Origin of the sequence: Fulvimarina thalattae, assembly GCF_040239565.1 — a bacterium.
Classification (GTDB): Bacteria; Pseudomonadota; Alphaproteobacteria; order Rhizobiales; family Rhizobiaceae; genus Fulvimarina.
The window spans coordinates 83,430-109,338 of the sequence record NZ_JBEHWS010000007.1; the positions used below are offsets into that span (position 1 = coordinate 83,430).

Sequence of the window (25,909 nt, forward strand, 5' to 3'; positions counted from 1 at the left end):
CCGATGGCGACGCTTCTTCTCCAGACGGCGGGCTCCTTTATTGGCGGCGGGATCGGCGGTCCTATCGGTGCGATACTCGGCCGTGCGGCGGGTGCGCTCGCCGGCTCGGTGATCGACGGTGCGCTCTTTGGAAAGACCGAGAAACGCGAAGGGCCGCGTCTCGACGCGGTGCGCTTCATGCAGGCCGACGAGGGCGGCGGCGTCCCGCGGGTCTATGGAACTGCGCGTATTGCCGGGCAGGTGATCTGGGGGACGCGGTTCGAGGAAGATATCGATACCGAACGGCATGGCGGCAAGGGCGGGCCGCCGAGCGTCGAGGTGACGACCTACAGCTATTTCGGCAATTTCGCGGTGGGGCTTTGCGAGGGACCGATCGCCGGGATACGCCGCATCTGGGCCGATGGCGAGGAGATCGACCAGACTCGCCATGACATCCGATTGTATCGCGGCCACGAAAGCCAGGAACCCGATCCGCTGATCGAGGCAAAGCAAGGTGGGGGCAATGCGCCGGCCTATCGCGGGATTGCCTATCTGGTCTTCGAGCGGCTGCCGCTGGAGCGCTGGGGCAATCGCATTCCGCAGATATCCTGTGAGGTGCTGCGACCCGTCGGCGACCTGGAAAACCGGATCGAGGCGATCACGATCATTCCCGGCGCGACGGAGCACGGCGTCGACCCGGAACCGGTGCGCGAAGAGATTGGCGAAGGAGAGGACCGCATCCTCAACCGGAACGTCGCCTTCGGCGAAAGTGATTGGACGGCCTCGATCGACGAGATGGACCGGCTTCTGCCGCAGCTATCCCGCGCCGCGCTGGTGGTCGCCTGGTTCGGGGACGATTTGCGAGCAGGCCATTGCGAGATCATGCCCGGCGTCGAAATTCGCGAGCGCAAGGAGGACGAGGACTGGCTCGTCGGCGATGTCGATCGATCGGAGGCGCGGCTGGTTTCGCGGATCGACGGGTCTCCGGCTTATGGCGGGACACCGAGCGATCGGGGTGTCGTACGGGCGATCGAGGATCTGCGGGATCGCGGTCTTGCGGTCACTTATTACCCGTTCCTTTTGATGGACGTGCCGCCGGTTAACGAGCTTCCCGATCCATACGGCGGAACCGAACAGGCGGCGTTTCCGTGGCGCGGGCGCATGACGCTCGATCTGGCGGAGGGACTTGCTGGAAGCGCCGACAAGACGGCGGCTGCGCGGAGCGACATCGAACGGTTCGTCGGTACGGCCTCGCGGCACGATTTCGCCTGGGAGGGCGACCGGCTGCGCTATTTCGGGCCGAACGAATGGTCCTATCGCCGGATGATTTTCCACCAGGCACATATAGCGGATCGCGGCGGTGCCGCCGCTTTCGTCATCGGTTCGGAGATGCGCGGGCTGACCCGTATCCGCGACGAGACAGGGCGCTTTCCGTTCGTTGAGGCGCTGATCGCGATCGCCGCGGAAATCAAGGCGATGATGCCCGGCCGGATCGTCACTTATGCGGCTGATTGGAGCGAATATGCCTGTTACCGGCCGGCGGACGGGACGAGCGAGATCCATTTCAATCTCGATTCGCTCTGGGCGTCGGACGCGATCGACGTGGTCGGGATCGACAATTACCTGCCCCTGTCCGACTGGCGGGGCGAGGGCGAACCGGGGGCGGAGACGCCTTCGCAATATGATCGCCAAGCGCTTGCCGAGGATCTCGCCAGCGGGGAATGGTACGACTGGTATTATGCGACGAATATTGACCGGCAGGCAGGCATCAGGACGCCGATCTCCGATGGCGCTGTCGGCAAGCCTTTCGTCTATCGCGATAAGGACATCCGAGGTTGGTGGTCGAAGCCCCATTATGACCGGGCGAACGGTGTCGAGACCGGCGCGGCATCTCCCTGGGTGCCGATGTCGAAGCCGATCTGGTTCACCGAACTCGGCTGCCCTGCGATCGATCGCGGCAGCAACCAGCCGAATGTCTTCGTCGATCCGAAGTCTTCGGAGAGCTTCACGCCCTATCATAGCCGTGGCTTTCGTGACGATCTCGCGCAGCGGCGGTTTCTGGAGGCTTCGCTCAAGGGCTGGAGCGAGGGCGTCGGGCTGCTCGGAGCCTCGCTGAACCCGATTTCGCCGCTCTATGGCGGCCCGATGGTCGATCCGGGTGCCATTCATGTCTGGACTTGGGATGCGCGGCCCTATCCGGCGTTTCCGCAGCGTACCGACCTCTGGACGGATGGCACGAACTGGCGGCTTGGCCATTGGCTGAACGGGCGGCTCGCCAATGCACCAGCCGATGCGCTGGTTGCTGCTATTCTCCAGGATCACGGCATTGCCGATTTCGATGTCTCGGCCTTGGAGGCGATGCTGGACGGCTATATCGTAGACGGACCGCGCACAGCGCGAGAGGAGATCGAGACGATTCTCTCGTTGATCGGTGCCGTTGCCGTCTGTTCGGATGGCGTACTCAGTTTCCGCTCGCTATCGTGCAAGGTCGGCGATCACAGGATCGAGGCCCTGGTCGACGGGGATGGTCCGTTGGTCGAAAAGCGGCGCGGCGACGCGGGCGAGCCGCCCGACGAAATAGCCATCCGCTATCTCGACCCGGATCGGGTCTATCAGCCGGGCACTTCGACAGCGGCAAGGGATGGCGTTCTGACACCGCGTACGGGCGTTTCGAGCTTCCCGGCGGTTCTCAATACGGAGCTGGCCGAGCGCTATGCGGCGAGGCTGATGGCGGAGAGCGGACCGGCGCGCGAAGAGATGCGCTTCGCCCTTGCGCCCAACCAAGCGGCGGTCGAGCCCGGAGACGTTCTGACGGTCGATGGGCGAGAGGGCCGCTGGCTGACGATGCGGATCGAGAGCGGAGACGAGCGCCGGATCGAAGCGCGGCGGCTTGATCCGACCGAGGCTGTCGGCTCCGGTGTGGGACGATCCGCGGAAGGCGTCGTCGTTCCAAAACCGCCTGAAATTGCATCCCGGCCAGCCTATGGTCTTCTCGATCTGCCTATATTGCCAGGTCGGAATTCGGGTGGTGCTTCGGTCGCTCTTCACGCAAAACCCTGGATGCCGTTCGTCGTTTTTGCCGGCAGCAGCGAGGGCCGGCTGACGCGGCGTTCCGTTGTCGATGTCCCAGCCGTGATCGGCCGTCTGACCGAAGGCTTCGCGGCCGGTGCCTTCGGCGTGATCGATCATGCTGCGAGGCTGACGGTTCGGCTTGCTCGCGGCACTCTGTCGTCAGTCACGCTCGACAGTCTTTTGGCGGGCGAGAACGCCGCCGCCGTGACGACCGAAGATGGGCTCCTCGAAATTCTTCAGTTTTTGGACGCCGAGGAAGTTGCGCCTGGCGTTTTCAGGCTTGGCGGTTTTCTGCGCGGTCAGGCCGGCACGGAGGGAGCCGCGCTCCTTCCGTTTCCGACCGGCTCGCGTTTCGTCCTTCTGAATGAGGCGGTGCGCTCCCTCGACTTCGACACCAGCGAGATCGGGCGGACCCTACAGATCAGGCTCGCGCCCGCGGGTCGGCCAGTCGACGACCCAGCGGTGATCGAGACGAGCGCGGACATGGGGCTTCGATCGGTCAAACCCTATTCGCCCGTTCATCTCAGCGGATGTTTCGAAGCGAACGGCGATTGCCGGCTCGGATGGATACGGCGCACACGGATCGGCGGCGACAGCTGGGAGGCCGAGGAGGTGCCACTCGGGGAAGACCGTGAACTCTACCGATTGGCCATCGCTCCGGCCGATGCATCGGCGCCGGTGTTCACGACCGATGTGGCGAGCGCCGAATTCCTGTTCGATCGGGATCGGCAGATCGATGCCTTCGGCGCGCTCAAGTCCGGGCTTGCCGTGAGCGTTGCGCAGGTTTCGCCGGTATGGGGCTCGGGCGACCCTGCCTCCAGGACGTTCGAGCGTCCTAAAACTTGACCTCAACCACCAGGAAAGGCGTAAGTCATGCAGGACGAAAAGAAATGGTACGAGTCGCGAACGGTCTGGGGTGGGCTCGTGGCACTTGGCGCGGCGCTCGCCGGCCTGGCAGGGCTTCAGGTGCCCGGTCCGGCGCAGGAAGCACTGACTACGGCACTGTTCGATACGGCCGCGGCGATCGGAGCTTTGGTTGCAATTTATGGACGTCTGGCTGCGGACAAAACGCTTCGCTGACAGAACGAAAGGTGACGTGTTATGCTGCTGGATGTGCGTTTGATCTTGACATGAAAATCAATCACTTATGGTTAATTTACCCTTTCGGTCGTTCATTCAGACGGGGTTCACTGAGTGAGCTATAGGTATGCGGTCCGGCCGGGAACGGCTGGCTGAATCGAACGGCGAACAAGATGACTGCAACGAACATTCTATCTCGTCTGCTGATCACCGTCGCGCTCCTTGCGTCCGCGGCGGACGGCGCTTTTGCGCAGGGGAAGGGTCAAGGTCGCGGCCAGTCGAATGGCGGCGGGCAGGGCCAGTCCCAGGGTCAGGGTGGAGGACAGGGTGGCGGCAAGCAGAAAAGTTGCTCGCAGTCGGAAGTGCGCGAGGCGGAAAGCCGTAGCGGCGGCCGCATGATGTCGGTCAGTCAGTCATCGGAGGGCGGATCGACAGTTTGTCGTGTCACCGTCCTCGTGCCGTCTCAAGGCAATGGCAAACCGCGCCGGACCGTGGTGACCGTTCGCCCTTAGTGGCGAAGCGACGATGAAAGGGATGTGATATGCGGGTTCTCGTTGTCGAGGATGACGACAATCTGCGCCGCCAGTTACGGGAGGCGCTCGAGGCCGGAGGCTATGTCGTCGACGAGGCGTCCGACGGCGAGGAAGGCCATTTTCTTGGCGATACCGAGCCTTACGACGCGATCGTGCTGGATGTCGGGCTGCCCGTCATGGACGGGATCAGCGTGCTTGAGCGCTGGCGCCGCGACCAGAAGAAGACGCCGGTGCTGATCCTCACCGCGCGCGATCGCTGGAGCGACAAGGTGGCCGGCATCGATGCTGGCGCGGACGACTACGTCACGAAGCCGTTCCATATCGAGGAAGTGCTAGCACGCGTGCGGGCTCTGATCCGCCGCGCCGCCGGTCATGCAACGTCCGAACTTGAATGCGGTCCGCTACGGCTCGATACGCGCACCGCACGTGTGAGCGTCGATGGAACTCCGCTGAAGCTCACCTCGCACGAATACCGGCTGCTCGATTATCTGATGCACCACAAGGACAGCGTCGTCTCGCGTAGCGAGCTCATCGAGCATCTGTACGATCAGGATTTCGACCGGGACTCCAACACGATCGAGGTCTTCGTCGGTCGTTTGCGCAAGAAGATCGGCATCGATCTTATCGAGACCATCAGAGGCCAGGGATACCGCCTGCGGCATGAGTGACGCCGTCGCCGACAGCGACTTAGACAGGAAAAGCGTCGGGACGGCTGAAGGCTCGTCCCGGCGCACCGACCCCCGCCGCTCTAAATTCGGGCGGATCTGGCGCATTCTCGGCCGGTCGCTTGCCGTCCGTGTCGTCGGAATGTCGAGCCTGTGGACGATCGCCGCGCTTTTGGCGGTCGGTATTCTCATCTCCGCACTCTACCGCCAAGCAGCAGAGGACGGCTTTTCCGCGCTGCTCGAAGCCCAGCTCTTCAACCTCATCAACAGCGTCAGCATCAACGATGCCGGTTATTTGAGCGGCAGCCCGAATCTCGGCGATCTGAAATATGTCCAGCCGCAATCGGGATGGTATTGGGAGATCGTGCCGGTCAGCCAGGATTTGCGCGGTCGTCTGAGTTCGTCCTCGCTCGGATACTCGTCGATCCCGTCCGAGCCGGTCCAGCAGGTTCCTTTCGAGTTCGACTATCAGCGAAGCTACAGCAAGCCCGGTCTGAACGGCGAAGAACTTCAGATCCTTGAGACCGAGGTTGTGCTCGACGATTCAAATCGCGCCGCGCGCTTTCGGGTGATGGGGAACAAAAGCGAGCTGGCGCAGGATATATCGGCTTTCGACCGTCGGCTGGCGCTCTATCTGGCGATCGTCGGACTTGGCAGCGTCATCATCAATGCCGGCGTGATTCTGCTGGCTTTGCGGCCTCTTCGGACCGTCCGGCGTGCACTGGCCAAGGTGAGGGCCGGCGAAGCTGAAAAGCTGGAAGGAACGTTTCCGATCGAAATCGCTCCCCTTGCCGAAGAGATGAACGCCCTCGTCGCCAATAATCGGCGTATCGTCGAGCGCGCGCGTACTCAGGTCGGCAATCTCGCCCATTCGCTGAAGACGCCGATCGCGGTTCTGGTCAACGAAGCGGACCGGATCGGCGGTTCAAGTGGTCAGATCGTCAAGGATCAGGGTGCCCGGATGCGCGAGCAGGTTCAGCATTATCTGGATCGCGCGCGCGTCGCAGCACAGAGCGAAAGCGTCATCTATCGCACGCCTGTATCGCCGGTGCTCGACCGGCTGGTGCGTGTGATCGACAAGCTTAATCCCGACCTCGATATCCTCTTCGAGAAAAAGACCGCGTCGGATCTCATCTTCGCGGGCGAACGGCAGGATTACGAGGAAATCGTCGGCAATCTCCTCGAAAATGCGTCGAAATGGGCAAAGAGCCGGGTTTCGCTCAGATGCCGCGTTGCCGGCGAGGGCTTGTTCGAAACCATTATCGAAGATGACGGACCAGGTCTTTCTCAGGATGAACGCAAGCGGGCCGTCAAGCGCGGTCAACGTTTCGACGAGACGACACCTGGAAGCGGGCTCGGCCTTTCCATCGTCTCGGACACCGCGAAGGAATATCAGGGTAACCTGCGGCTCGAAGAATCGAAACTCGGCGGGTTGGCGGTCATCGTGGCGCTGCCGCACTTGCGCGCTTCCTCCGGCTTGACATGATAGCCGAGACGCAAGAACCAAGACGCACGCTTTCGTGAGCGTGACGCTCCGCCATTTCGACCGAATTCGAAGTTGAACATCGATGATTTCTCGACGCCTGTCCTGTCCCGTGATCGCTTGCATTTTTCTGACGCTCGGCGGCTGCCTGAGCGCCGGTTCCGGGCTCGCGCCATCGTCTCCGGGAGCGGCGTCTCTCGACGGAGGGATAATCGGTCGCAGCTCTTACGCTGCGCAGCTTTCGTCCGGAGCAAAGGCGCGGGCGGTCGAAGCGGAATATCAGGCGCTTCAGTTCACGCCGGCGGGCGAGGCAATCAGCTGGTCTGCGGGTGGCGCGTCCGGTCGTGTCGTTCCGACACAGGTTTATCGTGTCGGTTCGCAGGATTGTCGCGGTTATACCCAGTTTCTCGATGGCGGCGGCCCTGATGGTCTCACCGCAACCGCTTGCAAGGCAGGCGACGGAAAGTGGGTTCTGGTCTGAGGAACGCGAGTCGGGCTCGCGTCCTCAACGCCTTTATGACGAATTCGTAAGCCCGGATTTGCTTGGGGGTGCCGGGCCCTTCTGCTAGAGAGAACCGAAGCCAAGACCCGCGATCAGCCGAGAGGGCGCGCGGGCCAAGAGAAGAGACGGGTTCAAGTCGGTTCAATGGTCTTCTGGTTCATCGTAGCGGCCATGACGCTCGGCGTCATTCTGCTCCTCGTCTATCCGGTTATTTCATCTTCCATTGATCCCGCTGCTGACCGCGCGTCGCATGACGTGGAAGTCTATCGTTCACAGCTGAACGAGCTCGAAGGCGATGTCGAGCGTGGCACGCTGTCGAAGGAAGAAGCCGAAACCGCGAGGGCCGAAATCGGCCGGCGGCTGCTGAAGGCGAATGCATTGGCGGAAGCCGACGGCAAGCGGCGCGGCGGCATGGCTGCCGCAAGCGGAAAGAGCTTTGCGGCTGGACTTGCGATCGTCGTTCTCGTTCCTGTCGTTTCCCTTTCGGCCTACCAGTATTTCGGTGCGCCAGGTCTGCCCGATCTGCCGCTGGCAGCGCGATCCCAACCTGCACCCAGCAACGGAAACGGCGCGCCGAACGAGATCATGCGTCTCGTCGCCGGCGCGGAAGAGCGATTGAAGAGCAATCCCGATGATGGGCAGGGCTGGAACGTGGTCGCCCCGATCTATCTCAGGATGGGCCGGTCCGAGGATGCGGTCGAAGCGTTCAGGAACGCCAATCGTCTGCTGGGACCGAGTGTCTCGCGCAATGCGGGGCTCGGCGAGGCGTTGGCGCAGGCCGCCGACGGTGAAGTGACCGACGAAGCCCGCCGATATTTCGATCAGGCGCTCGATGAGCAACCGGATTACCTGCCGGCCCGCTTCTTCGTCGCGCTCGATCTCAGCCAGGAAGGCGAGAATGCCGATGCAGCCGATGCCTGGGCTTCGCTGATCGAAAAGAGCCCGGCCGACGCCCCTTGGCTGCCAATCGCGACACGCGCGCTGAGCGATGCGCGGCAGAAGGCCGGTCTGCTGGAGCTTGCCGAAATGCCGCAGCCCCAGCAGTCCAGAAGTGCGGCGCCGTCCGGTGCCGCGTCAGGTCCGTCACCGAGCCAGGAACAGGTTGCGGCGGCCGCTGATATGAATGCGGGTCAGCGCCGCGACATGATCGAAGGCATGGTGTCGCAACTCGCCGCCCGTCTTGAAGCCGACCCGAATGACGCGCAAGGATGGCAGCGTCTCATCCGGTCCTATTCCGTCCTCGGAAAGGACGAAGACGCCGCGAAGGCTCTGAACACTGCGCTGGGCGTCTTTTCGAATGATGCCGAAGCGCGCGAGCAGATTGCAGCGCTTGGCCGTTCGCTCGGGATCGAAGGCAATGAGGGAGAGAACCAATGACGCGCAAAGGCAAGCGCCTGCTCTCGATCGGCGGCATGTTCTCGGTGGTCGCGCTTGCGGCCGGCCTTGTTCTGACCGCGATGTCGGACTCGGTCGCCTATTTCAATTCGCCGACGGATATCGTCGAGAATTCGCCCGGACCCGGTCAGCGCATTCGGCTTGGCGGCATGGTCGAGGCGGGCAGCGTCGTGCGTGATCAGGGCGAGACGATCACCTTTCGTGTAACCGATACCGTGCAGAGCGTGCCGGTCACCTATACCGGCATCCTGCCGGACCTTTTTCGTGAGGGGCAGGGCGTCGTCGCCGAGGGCACGCTTGGTCCCGATCGCCTTTTTCTCGCTGATACCGTGCTCGCGAAGCATGATGAGAACTACATGCCGAAGGAGGTCGTCGACGACCTGAAGGCGCGCGGCCTTTGGGATCACGAAAGTTCGCGGCCGAAAGCGGCTGCCGAGGGAGCCGGAACATGATCGTCGAACTCGGACATTACGCACTTATTCTGGCGCTTGCTGCCTCGCTCATCCAGTCCGTCATTCCAGCGCTTGGCGCCTATCGCGGCGATGCGCGGATGATGGAAGTCGGGCAATCGTCCAGCCTCGGCGTCTTCCTTCTTCTGGCCTTCGCGTTCTCGGCGCTGACGGTGGCCTATGTGACCTCCGATTTCTCCGTTCTCAACGTCTACGAGAATTCACACTCGGCCAAACCGCTTCTTTTCAAATTCTCCGGTGTCTGGGGCAACCACGAAGGATCGATGCTTCTCTGGGTGCTGATCCTGGCCTTCTTCGGCGCCCTGGTCGCGAGCTTCGGCCGTGATCTGCCGCCAACGCTGAAAGCCAACGTTCTCTCCGTGCAGGCCTGGGTTCTGACGGCCTTCCTCGCCTTCATCCTCTTTACCTCGAACCCGTTCACCCGGCTGTTTCCGGCGCCGTTCGAGGGGCAGGATCTCAATCCGATCCTCCAGGATGTCGGCCTCGCGATCCATCCGCCGCTGCTTTATCTCGGCTATGTCGGCTTCTCGATCGCCTTCTCCTTCGCCGTCGCCGCGCTGATGGACGGCAAGATCGATGCTGCCTGGGCGCGCTGGGTGCGGCCGTGGACTCTGGCGGCGTGGATTTTCCTCACTCTCGGCATCGCTATGGGCTCTTACTGGGCCTATTACGAGCTCGGCTGGGGTGGCTGGTGGTTCTGGGACCCGGTTGAGAACGCCAGCTTCATGCCCTGGCTTTCGGGCACGGCGCTCCTGCATTCGGCCGTCGTCATGGAGAAGCGATCGGCGCTGAAGGTGTGGACGATCCTTCTGGCGATCCTCACCTTCTCGCTTTCGCTTCTCGGTACGTTCCTGGTCCGCTCGGGCGTTCTGACCTCGGTGCACGCCTTCGCGACCGATCCATCGCGCGGCATCTTCATCCTGATGATCCTCTGCCTCTTCATCGGCGGATCGCTGGCGCTCTTCGCCTTTCGCGCCTCGTCGCTGGAAAGCGGCGGACTGTTCCAGCCGGTGAGCCGGGAAGGGGCGCTCGTTCTCAACAACCTCTTCCTGACGACCGCTGCAGCGACCGTCCTCATTGGCACGCTCTATCCGCTGCTTCTTGAGATGGTGACGGGCGAGAAGATCTCGGTCGGTGCGCCGTTCTTCAATCTCACCTTCGGGCCGCTGATGGTGCCGCTATTGCTGGCCGTACCTTTCGGGCCGCTGCTCGCGTGGAAGCGTGGCGATATCGCCGGCGCGACGCAGAGGCTCTACTGGGCCGTCGGCGCCGCGCTGCTCACGGCGATCATCGCGATCGCTCTGACGCAGGGCACCGAAGTTCTGGCATCGCTTGGTCTGGGTCTCGGGGTATGGCTGCTGATCGGCAGTCTCACCGATCTTGCGGAACGCGCCAATTTCCGGAAAGCGGGCCTCTCGAAGGGGTTTGCCCGCCTGAAGGGTCTGCCGCGTTCGGCCTTCGGAACGACGCTCGCCCATTTCGGTCTCGGCGTCACGGTCATCGGCATCGTCTGCGTCTCGGCTTTCGAGACCGAGATCATCACCTCGATGGAGCCGGGCGGAACGCGTGAGGCCGGCGGCTACGAAATCCGTTTCGACGGCATAACCGATCGCCAAGGACCTAATTATTCGGAAGAGGTCGGCAACTTCACACTGCTCGACGCCGGCCAAGCGCTGGGCACCATGGAGAGCGCCCGCCGGCTCTATACGGCCCGACAGATGCCGACAACGGAAGCGGGCATCCGCACGAACTGGTTCTCGCAGCTTTATATCTCGCTTGGCGATTCCGCCGCGAATGGCGGCGCGACCGTAGTCCGCATCTGGTACAAGCCCTGGGTTACACTCATCTGGATTGGTGCGCTGTTCATGGCGTTCGGCGGCACAGTGTCCCTGGCCGATCGGCGTCTGCGCGTCGGCGCGCCGGCAGCACGCAAGCGCTTGCAGGCCTCGGGCGCAGAGACATGATGATGTTTCTTGCGCGGTCGTTCAAAGCAGCGGCTTTCGCCGTCATTCTCGCGATCGGTGTTCCAGGAGTGGCGCTCGTTCCGACCGTCGCCTATGGGGTCGAGCCGGACGAGGTGCTCGACGATCCCGCGCTCGAGGCGAGGGCGCGCGAACTTTCCACTGGTCTGCGCTGCATGGTCTGCCAGAACCAGTCGATCGACGATTCCAATGCAGGGCTCGCCAAGGATCTTCGCGTGCTCGTCCGCGAGCGTCTTGTCGCTGGCGACACGAACGAAGAAGTCATCGATTATCTCGTGTCTCGCTACGGTGAGTTCGTGCTACTTCAGCCTCGGGTCTCCGCCGGCACGATCGCCCTATGGGCGACGCCGATCGCGGTGCTGCTGGCCGGCGTCGGCTATGCCTTTGTCTCGATGCGCCGCCGGCGGAAGGATCAGCCAAAGGCGCCGACCCTCTCCGAGGCGGAGCAGCGCGAGCTGAATGAGGTTTTGAAGAACGGGTGAGGAGGCCGGGGCTGAACGCCCCGACGATCACATCGGGATCGGCCAGCGCTTGTAGACCGCCGCAATATCCTCAAGCACCGCATCGCTCAGGGTGACGTCCGCAGCATCAATGACGTTGTCGAGCTGCTCCATTGTCGTCGCGCCGATGATGACGGAGGCCATGAATGGCCGCGTCAGGCAGAAAGCGATCGCCATCTGGGCCGGGTCCAGCCCGTGCTTCTTCGCGATGGTGACATATTCGTCCGCCGCTTCGATCGCGTTGCCGGTGGAGGTCAGGCGGCCACCGAGCCCCTCGTTGATCGAGGCGCGCGAGCCCTCTGGAATGGCGCCGCCGGAATACTTGCCGGTTAGAAGGCCTGCTGCCAGTGGTGTGTAGCACATGAGGCCGACATCCTCGTGGATGGAAGTCTCGGCGAGATCGAGATCGAAGTAACGGCAGAGCAGGCTGTATTCGTTCTGGATCGAAACCGGGCGGGGCAGGCCATGGGCTTCCGCGAGCGTGCAGAAGCGTGTGGTGCCCCAGGCTGTGTCGTTCGAGAGGCCGAAGTGCTTCACCTTGCCGGCCCTTTGAAGATCGCCGATGGTCTCAAGGATTTCCAGCATCTCATCCTTGGCCCGCTCGCCGTCCTGATCGCTCGGATCGAAGGTCCAGGACTTGCGGAAATGATAGGAGCCACGATTCGGCCAGTGCAGCTGGTAGAGATCGATCACCTCGGTCTGTAATCGCTTCAGGCTGCCCTCCACCGCTTCCGTCATCGTTTCCCGGTTGATGCGCGCGCCATCGCGGACCTTCATGTTCCCTTCGCCGGTGATCTTCGTCGCGAGAACCACCTTCTCCCGGTTGCCGGGCTTGGAAAGCCACGTGCCGAGATATTCCTCCGTGCGGCCCACCGTCTCCTTTGCCATTGGTGTCGTCGGGTACATCTCGGCGGTGTCGACGAAATCGACGCCGCGCTCGACAGCCCGGTCGAGCTGCGCATGTGCTTCGGCTTCGGTGTTCTGGCTGCCGAAGGTCATCGTGCCGAGGCAGATTTCGGACACGGAGAGGCCGGTGCGGCCGAGCTGGCGTTTCTTCATGGGGAACCCTTCCGAATGCGGGAGATATTGCGGTGCGGCGTTGGGCGCGCGTTGGTGAGCTATATACGCGAACCTCGCTTTCAAGCGAGCCGTTGTGAATGAACGCCGCGTTGTAAGCAGCGTCCATAAGGGATAGGGGAGCGACAAGTCTCTGAGATGAAAACCTGGAGCCCGCCATGCCCGACACCACTGTCGATCGCAAGACCCGGGTGAACCCGAAGGTCGAACGGCCGAAACTCTACAAAGTCCTGCTGCTCAACGACGATTACACGCCGCGCGAGTTCGTGGTCATGGTCTTGCGCGCGGTTTTCCGCCTGAACGACAGCCAGGCCGAGACCGTGATGATGACGGCGCACCAGAAAGGCTCCTGCGTCGTCTCGGTCTATCCACGCGATGTCGCCGAGACCAAGGCCACCGAGGCGACGGATCTTGCGAAGGAGCACGGCTATCCGTTGCTGTTCTCGACAGAGCCGGAGGAATAGGCAGGATCAGTCGATCGCGACGTAGTGGCATGGATCGCCGGCTTTCGCCGCCGGCGCATCGACCGGGCGCATCAGAAGTGCATCGGCCTTGGCGTAGACCGATAGCAGCGAGGAATCCTGTTTGTCGAGCGGCCGGAGGCGCGGTCTCGTTCCATCGAAACCATCGAAGACAGCGCGCACGAAATTGGCGCGCGCTCCGTTGGCAGGCATCGCCTCAGCCAGAAAACCCTCGTGATAGAGTGGCCGATCTTCAAAGCCTGCGAGCCGGCGGATGAGCGGCGCCAGAAATAGTGTCGCCGCCACAAGCGAAGACGCCGGATTGCCCGGCAGACCGGCGATCCGCATCGCGCCCTTGCGCCCCGCCATGAAAGGCTTGCCGGGGCGCATGGCGACCTTCCAGAAATCGAGGTCGACATCCCGCGAGGCGAAGACCTTGCCGACAAGATCGTGCTTGCCGACCGATGCTCCGCCGATCGTCACGAAGACGTCGGCGCCGTTTTCGAGGGCATGATCGAATTGCGCGACGATCTCTCCCTGGTCATCCCGCGCGATCCCGCAATTCAGGACTTCACCGCCTGCTTCTTCCGCAAGTGCGGCGATCCCGAACGTGTTCGAGGCGACGATCTGGTGTGGTCCGACGTTCTCACCCGGCAGGACGAGTTCGTCACCGGTCGCAAGGATCGCGATCCGGGGCCTCGCGCGAACCGCTAATTCAGGATGCCCGCCACTTGCAGCAAGCGAGATCGCTCCGACGGAGAGAGCCGTCCCTGCCGACAGAAGCCGAGCCCCTTCGAAAAAATCGACGCCAGCTTTGCGGATGTGATCGCCAGTCGCCGGCGCTTCGTTGACGCGAACCTGTCCTTCACCCGCAGGTTCGGTGTCCTCCTGAATGAGAACCGTATCGGCGCCTTCAGGCATCGGGGCGCCGGTGAATATCCGAAGCGCCTCGGCCTTTCCGATCGATCCGCTCCAGCCGTGCCCGGCGGCCGCTTCTCCCTTGACGGTGAGCAAAGCGCCGACAGAGGCATCTTCGGCCCTGACGGCGTAGCCATCCATGGCGGAGGCGTTGAAGCCGGGTTGCGTCCGCGTTGCGAACAGGTCCGCCGCCAGAACACGGCCACGTGCCGCTCTTAGCGGAAGCTTGTCGGTTCGCTCGATCGGTTCGGCCCCGTCGAGCACCCGTGCATAGGCTTCTTCGACGGGAAGCAGGCTCATGTGTCGCTGGCCTTGCGCGCTTCAGCCTGGAAATCGCCCGACTTTCCGCCGGATTTCGTCAGAAGCCGGATGCCGCCGATTTCCATCTTGCGATCGACGGCCTTCGCCATGTCGTAGACTGTAAGGCATGCGACGGAGACGGCGGTGAGCGCCTCCATCTCGACGCCCGTCTTGCCGGAAACGCGGGCAAGCGCGGTGATACGCAGGCCGGGCAGGGCCTCGTCCATATCGATCTCGACGCCGATCTTGTTGAGCAGGAGCGGATGACAGAGCGGGATCAGTTCATGGGTCCGCTTGGCCGCCATGATGCCGGCAATCCGCGCGATGCCGACGACGTCGCCCTTCTTGGCCTGACCGTCGCGGATCAGCGCTAGCGTCTCAGGCTTCATCTTCACGAAGCCCTCGGCGGTCGCGACGCGCACGGTCTCGGACTTGTCGCCGACATCGACCATCGAGGCCGAGCCGGTCTCGTCGAGATGGGTCAGCCGGTCGCCCGCCTGTCGACTCGCATCGCTCAACGGGGCATGTCCGGGCGCTGTTCGCCGAGAAGAACGCGTGTCGCGGCCTCGACGTCCTGCTGTCGCATCAGACTCTCCCCCACGAGGAAGCTTCGGATGCCACGATCGCTCAGGCGCAGGCAGTCGGCATAGGTGAAGATACCGCTCTCGCCGACGATAGTTCGCTCGTCGGGGATCATTGCGGCCAGTGTTTCGGCCGTCGCGAGATCCGTCGCGAATGTCCGCAGATTCCGGTTGTTGATCCCGATCAGCGGCGACCGCAGCTTCAGCGCACGCTCCGTTTCCGCTTCGTCGTGCACTTCGACGAGAACATCCATGCCGTAGGCGATCGCCGCGTCCTCCAGCGCAAGCGCTGTCGCGTCGTCGACCGCCGCCATGATGACGAGGATCGCATCAGCACCCCAGGCCCGCGCTTCGGCGACCTGATAGGGATCGTACATGAAGTCCTTGCGCAGCGCCGGCAGCTGCGTCGCGTCCCGTGCGGCCTTCAGGTAGTCCGGGCTGCCCATGAAGCTCGGTTCGTCGGTGAGCACGGAGAGACAGGCTGCGCCACCACGCTCATAGGCCTTCGCGATCTCTACCGGATCGAAGTCGTCGCGGATCACGCCCTTCGACGGACTCGCCTTCTTGACCTCAGCGATCAGCGCGAGGCCGCCGGTCTCCGTCCGGTTGCGGATCGCGTCGATGAACCCGCGCGGCGGCTCGCAATCCGCGATCTCGCTTTCGAGTTCATCCAGGCTCTTGCGGGACTTGGCTGCCGCGATTTCCTCGCGCTTGTAGGTCTCGATCCGGTTCAGGATGTCGATGGCAGGTTGAGTATCGCTCATGCAGCATTCTTTCCGAGACGCTGGGTCACGCTGACCAGCCGGTCGAGCGCGGCCTGCGCTCGTCCGCCGTCGATCGCGTCCTGCGCCATCCGCACGCCTTCGTTGAGGTCGCTGGCCTTTCCCGCGACGACTAGCGCGCCGCCGGAATTCAGGCAGACGATATCGCGATAAGCGCTGGCTTCACCCGCCAGAAGCGCAGAGAGGCGCAGAGCATTGTCAGCTGCTTCGCCGCCGCGAATGTCGGAAAGATGCGCGACCTTGAGGCCGACGTCTTCCGGAGTCACGGAAAAGGTCCGGATTTCACCGTTCTTCAGTTCGGCGACCTTCGTCTCACCGGTCGTCGTCATTTCGTCGAGGCCGTCGCCGTGGACGACCCAGGCCGCTTCCGTGCCGAGTTCCCGCAGCGTCTGGGCCATCGGTTCGATCCATTCGGGACCGAACACGCCGATCAGCAGCCGTGTGACGCCCGCCGGATTGGTCATGGGGCCGAGGATATTGAACATCGTGCGGGTGCCGAGCTCCTTGCGGGACGGACCGACATGGCGCATCGCGGAATGGTGGTTCGGCGCGAAGAGAAAGGCGAGCCCCGCTTCCTTGATGACTTCAGAGAGCTGGTCCGGCTTCAGGTCGATGTCGACGCCGAGAGCAGCGAGCACATCCGCTGCGCCTGAGCGCGAGGAGAGGGCACGGTTGCCGTGTTTCGCCACCGGCACGCCGCAGCCGGCAATGACGAAGGCCGAGGCTGTCGAGATATTCACCGTGCCGGAATTGTCGCCGCCCGTGCCGACGATATCGACGGTACCTTCCGGCGCTTCGACACGCTTCATATTCGCTCGCATCGCCGAGACGGCGCCGGCGATCTCGTCGACACTCTCGCCGCGCACCCGGAGCGCCATCAGAAGGCCCCCGATCTGCGCCGGCGTCGCTTCGCCGGACATCAGGATCGAAAAGGCAGCTTCCGCTTCGGATCGCGTCAGCGCCTTGCCGCCTGCAACCTTTGCGAGATAGGGTTTGATCCGTTCACTCATCGCATCAGGCTCTTGGCGTTCTCGATCCCGTTCGGATAGATCTGTAGCGGGTATTCTTGCTGAACCCGCGTCACATAGCTCTGCACGAGATCGTTGGTGAGCCCGGTCTGCACCTGGCCGATCTGCGTCTGGTTCACGTTGTCCAGCGGCGCGGCGGGCGGTGCGACCTCGTCGATCTTCAGGACGACCTGCTCGAGAGCACCTCTGCCTTTGGCTGCGGATACCGAGCCCTTGCCGCCGGAAAAGGCAGCCTGGCTTGCCTGTGAACCGATTTCGCCCGCGCCGCTTTGGCGCGTGATGCCCATTGCGCTCTGAACCTGAAGACCATTTTCTTCCGCGATGGCCTGAAGCGATTTGCCGCTCCGCGCCTCCTCGGCAAGCGCCCGTGCCCGCTCTTCGACGAGCCGGAGCATTTCATTCTGCGTCCAGTCGCCGACGACCTGCTCGCGCACTTCGTCGAGCGTTCGGTCGCGCGCCGGCTGAATGTCAGTCACGTCGAAGAAGAGGTAGCCGTTGTCATCGGTCGTGATGGGAATGTTGTCGAAGCCTGGCTCCGTCTGGAAGGCTTCTTCGAGAAGATCGCCGTTGCCCGAAACGCCTTCGATCGGCTCGCCGGCTGGATTGCGCCCCCGGCTGTCGACCGCCTCATAAGTCTCGACTTCGATGCCGGCTTCCTGAGTCGCCTCCTGGAAAGTCGCACCGCTGGCGCGAGCATCCTCGTAGGTCTGGTAGGCCGCGTTCAGGGCGTCACTCGCATTGTTGAGGGCGAGGTCGCGGCGAATATCGCCTTCGACCTCTTCGAGCGGCGTGACACTGGCCTCTTGAATTTCGGAAACCCGAACGATCGTAGGACCGAACCGGCCGTCGATGACGTCGGAGCTCTGGCCGCTTTCCAGGGCGAACGCCGCCTCGCGGATATTTGGATTGGGAATCTCTTCGCGGGAAACGAGACCTATCGCCGTGTCAGCCGGGTCCTTCCCCGCCGCGCGTGCAACATTCTCGAATGTGGCGCCATCGGCGAGTTTCTGTGCGGCCTCTTCGGCTGCTGCCCTGTCGGAAAAGACGATCTGGCTAACCTTGCGTCGCTCCGGTTCGCCATAGCGGCTCTGATACTGCTCGTAATCGGCCGCCACCTGTTCGTCGGTGATCGCGCTTTCGTCGGCGATCGTATCCCGCGTCAGCCGTGCGATCTGAAGTCCACGAAATTCCGGCGCCGCGTAATTGTCCTTGTTTTCCTCGAAATAGGTCTGGAGCTGTTCGTCGGTCGGTTGCGGTTCGCTCTCCAGAGCGCCCGGTCCAACCGAGATGTAGCTGACGTTACGCCGCTCGCCATTGAAGAGGCCAAGTGCCTCCTCGTAAGCCTTGGGAAGTGTGATGCCGTTGCTCACCGCATCGACGATCTGCGTCCGCATCGCGGCGTCTTCCTGATACTCGATGTAATCGGATTCACGAAGGCGGGCCTGATTCAGAAGAGTGCGGAACTGCCCACGCGAGAAATTGCCCGACGCGTCCTGGAAGCTTGGATCTTCGGCGATCAGCCGCGCGAGGCGTTCATCCGAGATGCCAAGCCCGATGTTTCGAGCCTGTTCGGTGAGAACTGCACCGGAGACAAGCTGCGAGAGCACAGCCTGATCGATGCCGAAGGTCGCGGCCTCTTCGGGTGTCAACTGACGCCCCAGCTGCCGGGTGATGCCGGCACTCGCCTGATTGTAGGTGAGGGCGTATTCGGCCAACGGTACATCGGTCTCGCCGACGCTCAGGACTGCGTTCTGATTTCCCGCGCGAAAGACGTCGCCAATACCCCAAACGGCAAAACTCACCACCAGAAGGCCGAGCAGGATCTTGGCAGTCCACCCGGTCGTCGCTTTGCGTAGCGAATTGAGCATGTCACTCCCTCAATCTCTGGCCGCTTCTTTGAGGGCGGCGTATCTATCTTCTTATTAGGAAACAAGGCTCGACCGGCGCAAGACACCGGCTGCCGATTGATTTCAGCCTTCCCAGGCGGTAGTTCCAAGGCCGAGTTTAGAGCTTTAGCGATCCCGGAAGGGGTAAATATGACGACGCCACTGATTGCCGGTAATTGGAAGATGAACGGCACGCTGCGATCCCTGACCGAGCTGAAGGGGATTGCCGATGCGATCAAGGACGGCCGGACTGAGGGCACGGACGTGGTGGTGTGTCCGCCGGCGACGATGCTTTCGGCGAGCCGAGGCATCTTGCACAACGCTGCGAAGGTGGGCGGTCAGGACTGTCACGCAGAGGCAAGCGGCGCCCATACGGGCGATATCGCTGCGGAAATGCTGAAGGATGTGGGCGCGACCTACGTCATCGTCGGCCATTCGGAGCGTCGCGCAGATCATGGCGAGAGCGACGAGATCGTCCGCGCCAAGGTGGAGGCGGCCTGGCGGGCGAAGCTCGTTGCGATCGTGTGCATCGGCGAGAGCCAGGAAGAACGCGACGAGGGACGGACCCTCGACCGGCTCGGCGAGCAGCTGGCCGGATCGCTTCCCGATGGCGTAAAAGCCGACAATCTCGTTGTCGCCTATGAGCCGATCTGGGCGATCGGCACCGGCCGCACGGCGACCGCGAAAGATGTCGAAGAGGCGCACGGCTTTATCCGCAAGACCCTCAACGAGCGCTTCGGCGGCGAGACCGGCTCAGCCATTCGTCTTCTTTACGGAGGGTCGGTGAAGCCCGACAATGCCTTCGATCTCTTGCACACTGAGAACGTCGATGGCGCACTCGTTGGCGGGGCGAGCTTGAAGGCTGAGGATTTTATTGCGATATGCGAGGCGGCGGCGCGGCCTGATGGCCGCGATCCCTTCGAACCCGACTTTTCTGACCTTGAAATCGGCTTGGAATAATAAGCCCTTTTCTTTAGAAGGCGCGCCATTCACGTAAGACTGCACGGCGCGTCCTGGAACATTCATGGAAACCATTCTTATCGTCGTCCACCTGATGATCGTCATCGCGCTCGTCGTGGTGGTGCTCCTCCAGCGCTCCGAAGGCGGTGCCCTCGGCATCGGCGGCGGTGGCGGTGGCATGATGTCGGCGCGCGGCGCGGCGAACGCTCTTACGAAAACGACGGGCATTCTGGCAGCGGGCTTTTTCATCACCTCGCTTTCGCTCGGCATCCTCGCCCGTTACGGCTCGCAGCCGACGGATATTCTCGACCAGCTTCCCGCGAACCAGGGGCAGTCTTCGGATGGCGGCAGCCTGCTCGATCAGCTCGGCGGATTGTCGGACGAAGAGGACGGTGCCGATGGCGCTGCGACGGGTGATGCTGGCGCAAGTGACGATGCTGCTCCGGCTGATGCCGGTTCTGCTGCGGACGACACGTCCGGCGCTGCGGAAACCGATTCGCAGTCGCTGATTCCCGATGCATCCGGTGGCAATGGCAACGGTGCGACGACTGCTCCCCAGACCGAAGCGCCGGAAACCGATTCGCCGGCCGACGCGACGGGTGCCGATAGCAGCCTGCTGCTCGATCAGCCCGCCCAGTCTGGCGATGGCGACCCGGCCAGCGAACCGCCCGCGAGCGATGTTGGCGAAATCCCGGCCAATCCGGGCGAAAGTGCGCCGAATGCGGCCGACCCGGCCTTCGTTCCGCCGGTTGAGGACCAGCCGGCCGTCGAACAGGCGCCGGAAGAGCCACTCTCGGACGACGAGCCGCAGGGCGAAACCCAGACGGGCCAGTAAGCGCCTGAGCTATCAGCGCTTTCATAAGCGCATCGAAAATCGACGGGGTGCCTTTGGCACCCCGTTTTCTTTGTGAATAAGAGACCCGTCCGGTTTTTTGACTGGCATCGCCACGCGTCTCGCGATAACGGGAAGGCCCATGGCGCGATATATCTTCATCACCGGCGGCGTGGTCTCCTCACTCGGCAAGGGCATTGCTTCGGCAGCCCTCGGCGCACTTCTTCAGGCGCGCGGCTACCGCGTGCGCCTCAGAAAGCTTGACCCGTATCTCAACGTCGATCCGGGCACGATGAGCCCGACCCAGCACGGCGAAGTTTTCGTGACTGATGACGGGGCCGAGACTGATCTCGACCTCGGCCATTACGAGCGCTTCACCGGCCGCTCGGCCAACAAGCACGACAACGTCACGACGGGCCGCATATACCAGAACATCATCGCCAAGGAGCGGCGCGGCGACTATCTGGGCGGTACCGTACAGGTGATCCCCCACGTCACCGACGCGATCAAGGAATTCGTCCTCGAGGGCAACGAGGACTACGACTTCGTTCTCTGCGAGATCGGCGGCACCGTTGGCGACATCGAAGCGATGCCGTTCATGGAGGCGATCCGCCAGCTCGGAAACGATCTGCCGCGTGGCGGCGCGATCTATGTCCACCTCACGCTGATGCCGTTCATTCCGGCGGCGGGCGAGTTGAAGACCAAACCCACCCAGCATTCCGTGCGCGAACTGCGCGCCATCGGCATCCAGCCGGACATCCTCCTCGTGCGCGCGGACCGACCGATCCCGGCCGACGAGCGGCGCAAGATGAGCCTTTTCTGCAATGTCCGCCCGACGGCGGTCATTCAGGCGCTCGATGTTGCGACGATCTACGATGTGCCGATCGCCTATCACAACGAGGGCCTCGATTCGGAGGTGCTCGCCGCCTTCGGCATCGATCCTGCACCGAAGCCCCAGCTTCAGCTCTGGCATCAGGTGGTCGACAATATCCGCAATCCGGAGGGCGAGGTCACGATCGCCATCGTCGGCAAATATACCGACCTCAAGGATGCCTATAAGTCGCTCATCGAGGCGCTTCAGCATGGCGGCATCGCGAACCGCGTGCGCGTCAAGCTCGACTGGATCCCGTCGGAAGTCTTCGAGAAAGAGGACCCGGCCCCCTATCTCGAGCGCGTCAACGGCATTCTCGTTCCCGGAGGCTTCGGCGAGCGCGGCTCGGAGGGCAAGATCCTGGCGGCCGGCTTCGCGCGCGAGCGCAACGTGCCCTATTTCGGCATCTGCTTCGGCATGCAGATGGCGGTGATCGAGGCAGCCCGATCCCTTGCCGGCATCGAAAAGGCGTCCTCCACCGAATTCGGCGAGACGTCGGAGCCCATCGTCGGTCTGATGACCGAATGGCTGAAGGGCAATGAGCTCGAACAGCGCGCGGCCGAAGGCGATCTGGGCGGCACGATGCGGCTCGGGGCCTACAAAGCAGCTCTGAAGGACGGCTCGCGCATCGCCGAGATCTACGGCGACACCGAAATCAGCGAACGCCATCGTCATCGCTACGAGGTCAACCGCGCCTATCGCGAACGCCTCGAAGAGGCTGGCATGATCTTCGCCGGCATGTCCCCGGACGGCCTTTTGCCGGAGACGGTCGAACTCCCGGACCATCCCTGGTTCATCGGCGTGCAGTACCACCCCGAGCTGAAATCACGGCCCTTCGAGCCCCACCCGCTCTTTACGAGCTTCATCCACGCGGCGGTCGAACGAAGCCGGCTGGTCTGATTTCGACGCCGGAAATTTGGAAGGATTTCCATGCGCCAGCTCGATCATGTCGTCATGCCGTTCGCCGGGCTTTCCGATGCGCGCGCCTTCTTCGAAAGCCTCGGCTTCACCGTCGCGGCGGATGCGCAGCATCCGTTCGGCACGGGGAACGCCTGCATCTATTTTGCCGATGGCCTCTTCATCGAGCCGCTTGCCCGTGTTGATGAAAACGCTTGCGCAGCGGCGGATCGGAGCGGCAATCTCTTCGTGCGCCGGGATGCAGCCTTTCGGGAGAACCATCCGGCCGCCTTTTCGGGGCTTGCACTGAAGTCCGGGGATGTGCTGGCCGATCGCGAGAGCCTCGCGCTCGTCGGGCTCGCCGAAGAGGCGACGGTCGATTTCGAACGGACGCTGACCCTGGCTGACGGCACCACGGGCGAACTCGCCTTTCGCCTCGCCTTCGTGAAAGATTTTGCACCCCGGGCACCGAGCGTCTTCCTGTGCGAGCAGCGCCACAGCACACAAATCGATCGCAACGCTCTCACCCAACACGCGAACGGCGCATCGGGCATTTCCGCCGTCGAATTTGCGACGACCGATCTCGATGCCGCTGAAGCCTATCTGGCCGCCACCCTCGGTGGCGAGGGAGAGGAAGATGAGGATGGCGTGATCCGCTTCTCTCTGCCGAACGGCGTCGTTACCCTGGTCGAGGTCGGCGGCGAAGGCGTTCCTTCGTTTTCGCTGAGCGCCATCACCATCGCAACCGCCGATCCCACCGCCCTGAAGAGATGCCTTGAAACGAATGGCGTCGACTTCGAGGCGGAAAACGATAGTTTTGCCATCACCTGCCCGAACGGTGCGGGCCGAATCGCATTTTCCGGCTGAATGATCCAATGAACCTCATCAACAACAAGGTCGCGGCAGCGTCCGTGAACTTCGCCAACGACAAGCCCCTGGCGCTGATCGCAGGCCCCTGCCAGATGGAAAGCCGCGACCATGCGATGATGATCGCCGAGCGGATGAAGCGGATCACCGAGGACCTCGGCATCGGTTATGTCTTCAAGGCGAGCTTCGACAAGGCGAACCGCACGAGCCTGAAGGGCCGTCGCGGCATCGGGCTCGGCGAGGCCCTGCCTGTCTTCGAGGAAATCCGTGATCAGCTTCAGCTCCCGGTGGTGACGGACGTCCATACCGAAGAGCAGTGCGAGGAAGCGGGCAAAGTCTGCGACATTCTCCAGATCCCGGCCTTCCTCTGCCGCCAGACGGACCTCCTGATCGCCGCCGCGAAGACCGGCTGCGTCGTCAACATCAAGAAGGGCCAGTTCCTCGCGCCCTGGGACATGAAGAACGTCCTCGCCAAGGTGACGGAGAGCGGCAATCCCAATGTCCTCCTCACCGAGCGCGGCGTCTCCTTCGGTTACAACACGCTGGTCTCCGACTTCCGCGCCCTGCCGATCATGGCCGAGACCGGCGCGCCGGTCGTCTTCGACGCCACCCATTCGGTGCAGCAACCCGGCGGCCAGGGCGGCTCCTCAGGCGGCGAGCGCCGCTTCGTCGAGACGCTGGCGCGCGCTGCGGTCGCGGTTGGCGTGGCTGGGCTCTTCATCGAGACCCACGACGATCCGGACAACGCGCCATCCGACGGGCCGAATATGGTGCGGCTTGACCGGATGCCGGAGCTGCTAGGTCGGCTGAAGGCGCTGGACGAACTGGTGAAGGGATTTTGAAGCCGTAGTCCGATTTCAAGCTTTCACGAGCAAACCGCGCAGCCCGCACTCCAATCTAAGGAAATCAGTTGACGTGTTACATCGCGCTTCTCCACAAGGATGAAGGAACCGATTACGGCGTTTGTTTCCCCGATTTCCCGGGTTGCACATCCGCAGGGAGCGATATGGAAGAAGCGCTTGAACACGCGGAAGAAGCGCTCGCACTCCACACGACCGCGATGATCGAAGAAGGGTACGAAATCCCCGAACCCTCGTCCCTCCAAGTGGTCATGTCCGATCTCGAAAACCGAGACGGTGTTGCGGCGCTCGTCAGGCTTCCCTCTCAAATTGACCCGCTTGTTCGGATCGGAATTTCGATTCCGGTCGAGGAAGTCCGCCATATCGACGACTACGCGGAAAGCCACGGCTTGCGGCGCTCGGAAGTCCTGGCGATGGCGGTCAGGAAGACAGTCGGCATCGAGTGATCTCGAAAGGCGCGAAATGCCGTCTTGGCTGGGGGGATGGGGACCGATTTCGCCCCCGCCCGCTGTTCATCACAGGTCCGTTGCCCTAGAAGCATGGCCGAAATCGTCTTACGCAAACGCTCTCCGCGAGGAACACCCCCATGACCGCCATCATCGACATTATCGGCCGTGAGATTCTCGACAGCCGGGGCAACCCGACCGTCGAGGTGGACGTGGTCCTCGAAGACGGCTCCATGGGCCGCGCGGCGGTCCCGTCGGGTGCGTCGACCGGGGCTTACGAGGCGGTCGAACTGCGCGATGCCGACGAGCGCTACATGGGCAAAGGCGTCCAGAAGGCGGTCTATGCGGTCAACAACGAGATCGCCGAAGAGATCGTCGGCATGGAGGCCGAAGACCAGCTGATGGTCGATGCCGCGCTCTCCGATCTCGACGGCACCGACAACAAGAGCCGCATCGGCGCGAACGCCATTCTCGGCGTTTCCCTCGCCATCGCCAAAGCCGCGGCCGAGTCCGCCGGCCTGCCGCTCTACCGCTATGTGGGCGGCCCGTCGGCCCACGTCCTGCCCGTTCCGATGATGAACATCGTCAATGGCGGGGCGCACGCTGACAACCCGATCGACTTTCAGGAATTCATGATCATGCCTGTCGGCGCGGAGCGGTTCTCCGACGCCCTGCGCATGGGGGCCGAGACCTTCCACACCCTGAAGAAGATGCTGAAGGATGCCGGCCACAACACGAATGTGGGCGACGAGGGCGGTTTCGCGCCGAGCCTTGGCTCGCCGAAGGAAGCGCTCGACTTCATCATGAAGGCGGTCGAGAAGGCTGGCTACAAGCCGGGCGACGACATGTTCATCGCGCTCGATTGCGCTGCGACCGAGTTCTGCGAGGACGGCACTTATGATCTCGCCGGCGAGGGCCGCAAGCTCTCAGCCGACGACATGGCCGGCTATCTGAAGGAGCTCTCCGACGCCTATCCGATCATCTCGATCGAGGACGGCCTCGACGAGGACGACTGGGACGGCTGGACCAAGCTGACCAAGGCGATCGGCTCGAAGGTGCAACTCGTCGGCGACGATCTCTTCGTCACGAATTCCAAGCGCCTGAAGAAGGGCATCGAGATGGGCGCAGCCAACTCGATCCTCGTTAAGGTCAACCAGATCGGCTCGTTGTCCGAGACCCTCGACGCGGTCTCCGTCGCCCACCGGGCCGGCTACACTGCTGTCATGTCCCACCGCTCGGGCGAAACGGAAGATTCCACCATTGCCGACCTGGCGGTCGCGACGAATTGCGGACAGATCAAGACCGGCTCGCTCGCCCGCTCGGACCGGGTCGCCAAGTACAACCAGCTTCTTCGCATCGAGGAAGAGCTCGGCAGCCAGGCCGAATACGCCGGCCGCAGCATCCTGCGCTTAGGCCGGTAAGAGCGGCGGCGACAAACCACAATTCGGCACCTGAAAAAGCCCGGGCCGGAGACGGCGCGGG

At 62.9% G+C, this 25,909-nt stretch carries 24 protein-coding genes; 18 read left to right on the top strand and 6 right to left on the bottom strand.

Going from position 1 to position 25,909, the window contains the following annotated elements:
• The first annotated feature begins 3 nt into the window (after positions 1-3).
• The 10 genes from ABRA89_RS11110 to ABRA89_RS11155 all read left to right on the top strand — a co-directional run bounded on the left by ABRA89_RS11110 (position 4) and on the right by ABRA89_RS11155 (position 11,643).
• Positions 4-3,897 (top strand): baseplate multidomain protein megatron, encoded by a 3,894-nt coding sequence (locus ABRA89_RS11110; RefSeq protein WP_349941539.1) that lies wholly within the window; start codon positions 4-6, stop codon positions 3,895-3,897.
• 27 nt (positions 3,898-3,924) lie between these two features.
• A complete protein-coding gene (locus ABRA89_RS11115) occupies positions 3,925-4,131 on the top strand; it encodes a hypothetical protein (protein ID WP_349941540.1) in 207 nt (68 codons plus the stop codon).
• 173 nt (positions 4,132-4,304) lie between these two features.
• Entirely contained in the window at positions 4,305-4,643 is a 339-nt protein-coding gene (locus ABRA89_RS11120; protein WP_349941541.1) for a hypothetical protein, read from the top strand.
• A gap of 29 nt (positions 4,644-4,672) precedes the next feature.
• On the top strand, positions 4,673-5,332 hold the full coding sequence (locus tag ABRA89_RS11125) for a response regulator transcription factor (RefSeq protein ID WP_349941542.1): 660 nt from the start codon (positions 4,673-4,675) through the stop codon (positions 5,330-5,332).
• A gap of 139 nt (positions 5,333-5,471) precedes the next feature.
• Positions 5,472-6,815 carry an ATP-binding protein gene (locus ABRA89_RS11130; RefSeq protein WP_463671284.1) on the top strand — a complete coding sequence of 448 codons (1,344 nt, stop codon included), beginning with the start codon at positions 5,472-5,474 and terminating at the stop codon, positions 6,813-6,815.
• A gap of 109 nt (positions 6,816-6,924) precedes the next feature.
• Positions 6,925-7,293 (top strand): hypothetical protein, encoded by a 369-nt coding sequence (locus ABRA89_RS11135; RefSeq protein ID WP_349941544.1) that lies wholly within the window; start codon positions 6,925-6,927, stop codon positions 7,291-7,293.
• A gap of 165 nt (positions 7,294-7,458) precedes the next feature.
• Positions 7,459-8,691: a c-type cytochrome biogenesis protein CcmI gene (gene ccmI / locus ABRA89_RS11140; RefSeq protein ID WP_349941545.1), complete on the top strand. Its 1,233-nt coding sequence runs from the start codon at positions 7,459-7,461 to the stop codon at positions 8,689-8,691.
• Positions 8,688-9,161 carry a cytochrome c maturation protein CcmE gene (gene ccmE / locus ABRA89_RS11145; protein ID WP_349941546.1) on the top strand — a complete coding sequence of 158 codons (474 nt, stop codon included), beginning with the start codon at positions 8,688-8,690 and terminating at the stop codon, positions 9,159-9,161. Before ccmI ends, ccmE begins: the two co-directional genes overlap by 4 nt.
• Positions 9,158-11,143 carry a heme lyase CcmF/NrfE family subunit gene (locus ABRA89_RS11150; RefSeq protein WP_349941547.1) on the top strand — a complete coding sequence of 662 codons (1,986 nt, stop codon included), beginning with the start codon at positions 9,158-9,160 and terminating at the stop codon, positions 11,141-11,143. The genes ccmE and ABRA89_RS11150 overlap by 4 nt, the downstream gene beginning before the upstream one ends.
• Positions 11,143-11,643 (top strand): cytochrome c-type biogenesis protein, encoded by a 501-nt coding sequence (locus ABRA89_RS11155; protein ID WP_463671285.1) that lies wholly within the window; start codon positions 11,143-11,145, stop codon positions 11,641-11,643. Before ABRA89_RS11150 ends, ABRA89_RS11155 begins: the two co-directional genes overlap by 1 nt.
• A gap of 27 nt (positions 11,644-11,670) precedes the next feature.
• Here the strand turns inward: ABRA89_RS11155 and ABRA89_RS11160 are convergent, their stop codons facing one another.
• On the bottom strand, positions 11,671-12,720 hold the full coding sequence (locus ABRA89_RS11160; RefSeq protein WP_349941549.1) for an aldo/keto reductase: 1,050 nt from the start codon (positions 12,718-12,720) through the stop codon (positions 11,671-11,673).
• 176 nt (positions 12,721-12,896) lie between these two features.
• Between ABRA89_RS11160 and clpS the strand changes: the two genes are divergently transcribed.
• Positions 12,897-13,202, top strand: coding sequence for an ATP-dependent Clp protease adapter ClpS (gene clpS / locus ABRA89_RS11165; RefSeq protein WP_349941550.1), 306 nt, complete (start codon positions 12,897-12,899; stop codon positions 13,200-13,202).
• Positions 13,203-13,208: 6 nt separating this feature from the next.
• Here the strand turns inward: clpS and ABRA89_RS11170 are convergent, their stop codons facing one another.
• The 5 genes from ABRA89_RS11170 to ABRA89_RS11190 form a co-directional block, all read right to left on the bottom strand.
• Positions 13,209-14,417, bottom strand: coding sequence for a molybdopterin molybdotransferase MoeA (locus ABRA89_RS11170; protein ID WP_349941551.1), 1,209 nt, complete (start codon positions 14,415-14,417; stop codon positions 13,209-13,211).
• A complete protein-coding gene (gene moaC, locus ABRA89_RS11175; RefSeq protein ID WP_463671286.1) occupies positions 14,414-14,869 on the bottom strand; it encodes a cyclic pyranopterin monophosphate synthase MoaC in 456 nt (151 codons plus the stop codon). Before moaC ends, ABRA89_RS11170 begins: the two co-directional genes overlap by 4 nt.
• 62 nt (positions 14,870-14,931) lie before the next feature.
• Positions 14,932-15,762 carry an indole-3-glycerol phosphate synthase TrpC gene (gene trpC, locus ABRA89_RS11180; RefSeq protein ID WP_349941553.1) on the bottom strand — a complete coding sequence of 277 codons (831 nt, stop codon included), beginning with the start codon at positions 15,760-15,762 and terminating at the stop codon, positions 14,932-14,934.
• Entirely contained in the window at positions 15,759-16,790 is a 1,032-nt protein-coding gene (gene trpD, locus ABRA89_RS11185) for an anthranilate phosphoribosyltransferase (protein WP_349941554.1), read from the bottom strand. Before trpD ends, trpC begins: the two co-directional genes overlap by 4 nt.
• A complete protein-coding gene (locus ABRA89_RS11190) occupies positions 16,787-18,676 on the bottom strand; it encodes a peptidyl-prolyl cis-trans isomerase (protein WP_349941555.1) in 1,890 nt (629 codons plus the stop codon). The genes trpD and ABRA89_RS11190 overlap by 4 nt, the downstream gene beginning before the upstream one ends.
• A gap of 168 nt (positions 18,677-18,844) precedes the next feature.
• Between ABRA89_RS11190 and tpiA the strand changes: the two genes are divergently transcribed.
• The 7 genes from tpiA (at position 18,845) to eno (ending at position 25,848) form a co-directional block, all read left to right on the top strand.
• The gene (gene tpiA / locus ABRA89_RS11195) at positions 18,845-19,654 is read left to right on the top strand and encodes a triose-phosphate isomerase (protein WP_349941556.1); all 810 of its coding nucleotides are present in this window, start codon (positions 18,845-18,847) and stop codon (positions 19,652-19,654) included.
• Positions 19,655-19,718: 64 nt separating this feature from the next.
• Positions 19,719-20,489 (top strand): preprotein translocase subunit SecG, encoded by a 771-nt coding sequence (gene secG / locus ABRA89_RS20425; protein WP_463671282.1) that lies wholly within the window; start codon positions 19,719-19,721, stop codon positions 20,487-20,489.
• Between the two features lie 139 nt (positions 20,490-20,628).
• Complete coding sequence (locus ABRA89_RS11205; protein WP_349941557.1) at positions 20,629-22,257, top strand: CTP synthase; 1,629 nt, start codon at positions 20,629-20,631, stop codon at positions 22,255-22,257.
• A gap of 30 nt (positions 22,258-22,287) precedes the next feature.
• Positions 22,288-23,121 (top strand): VOC family protein, encoded by an 834-nt coding sequence (locus tag ABRA89_RS11210; protein ID WP_349941558.1) that lies wholly within the window; start codon positions 22,288-22,290, stop codon positions 23,119-23,121.
• Positions 23,122-23,129: 8 nt separating this feature from the next.
• On the top strand, positions 23,130-23,963 hold the full coding sequence (kdsA, locus tag ABRA89_RS11215; RefSeq protein ID WP_349941559.1) for a 3-deoxy-8-phosphooctulonate synthase: 834 nt from the start codon (positions 23,130-23,132) through the stop codon (positions 23,961-23,963).
• A 68-nt stretch (positions 23,964-24,031) separates the two neighbouring features.
• Positions 24,032-24,427, top strand: a complete 396-nt coding sequence (locus ABRA89_RS11220; RefSeq protein WP_349941560.1) for a type II toxin-antitoxin system HicB family antitoxin — start codon at positions 24,032-24,034, stop codon at positions 24,425-24,427.
• A 140-nt stretch (positions 24,428-24,567) separates the two neighbouring features.
• Positions 24,568-25,848 carry a phosphopyruvate hydratase gene (gene eno, locus ABRA89_RS11225; RefSeq protein ID WP_349941561.1) on the top strand — a complete coding sequence of 427 codons (1,281 nt, stop codon included), beginning with the start codon at positions 24,568-24,570 and terminating at the stop codon, positions 25,846-25,848.
• Positions 25,849-25,909: the final 61 nt, after the last annotated feature.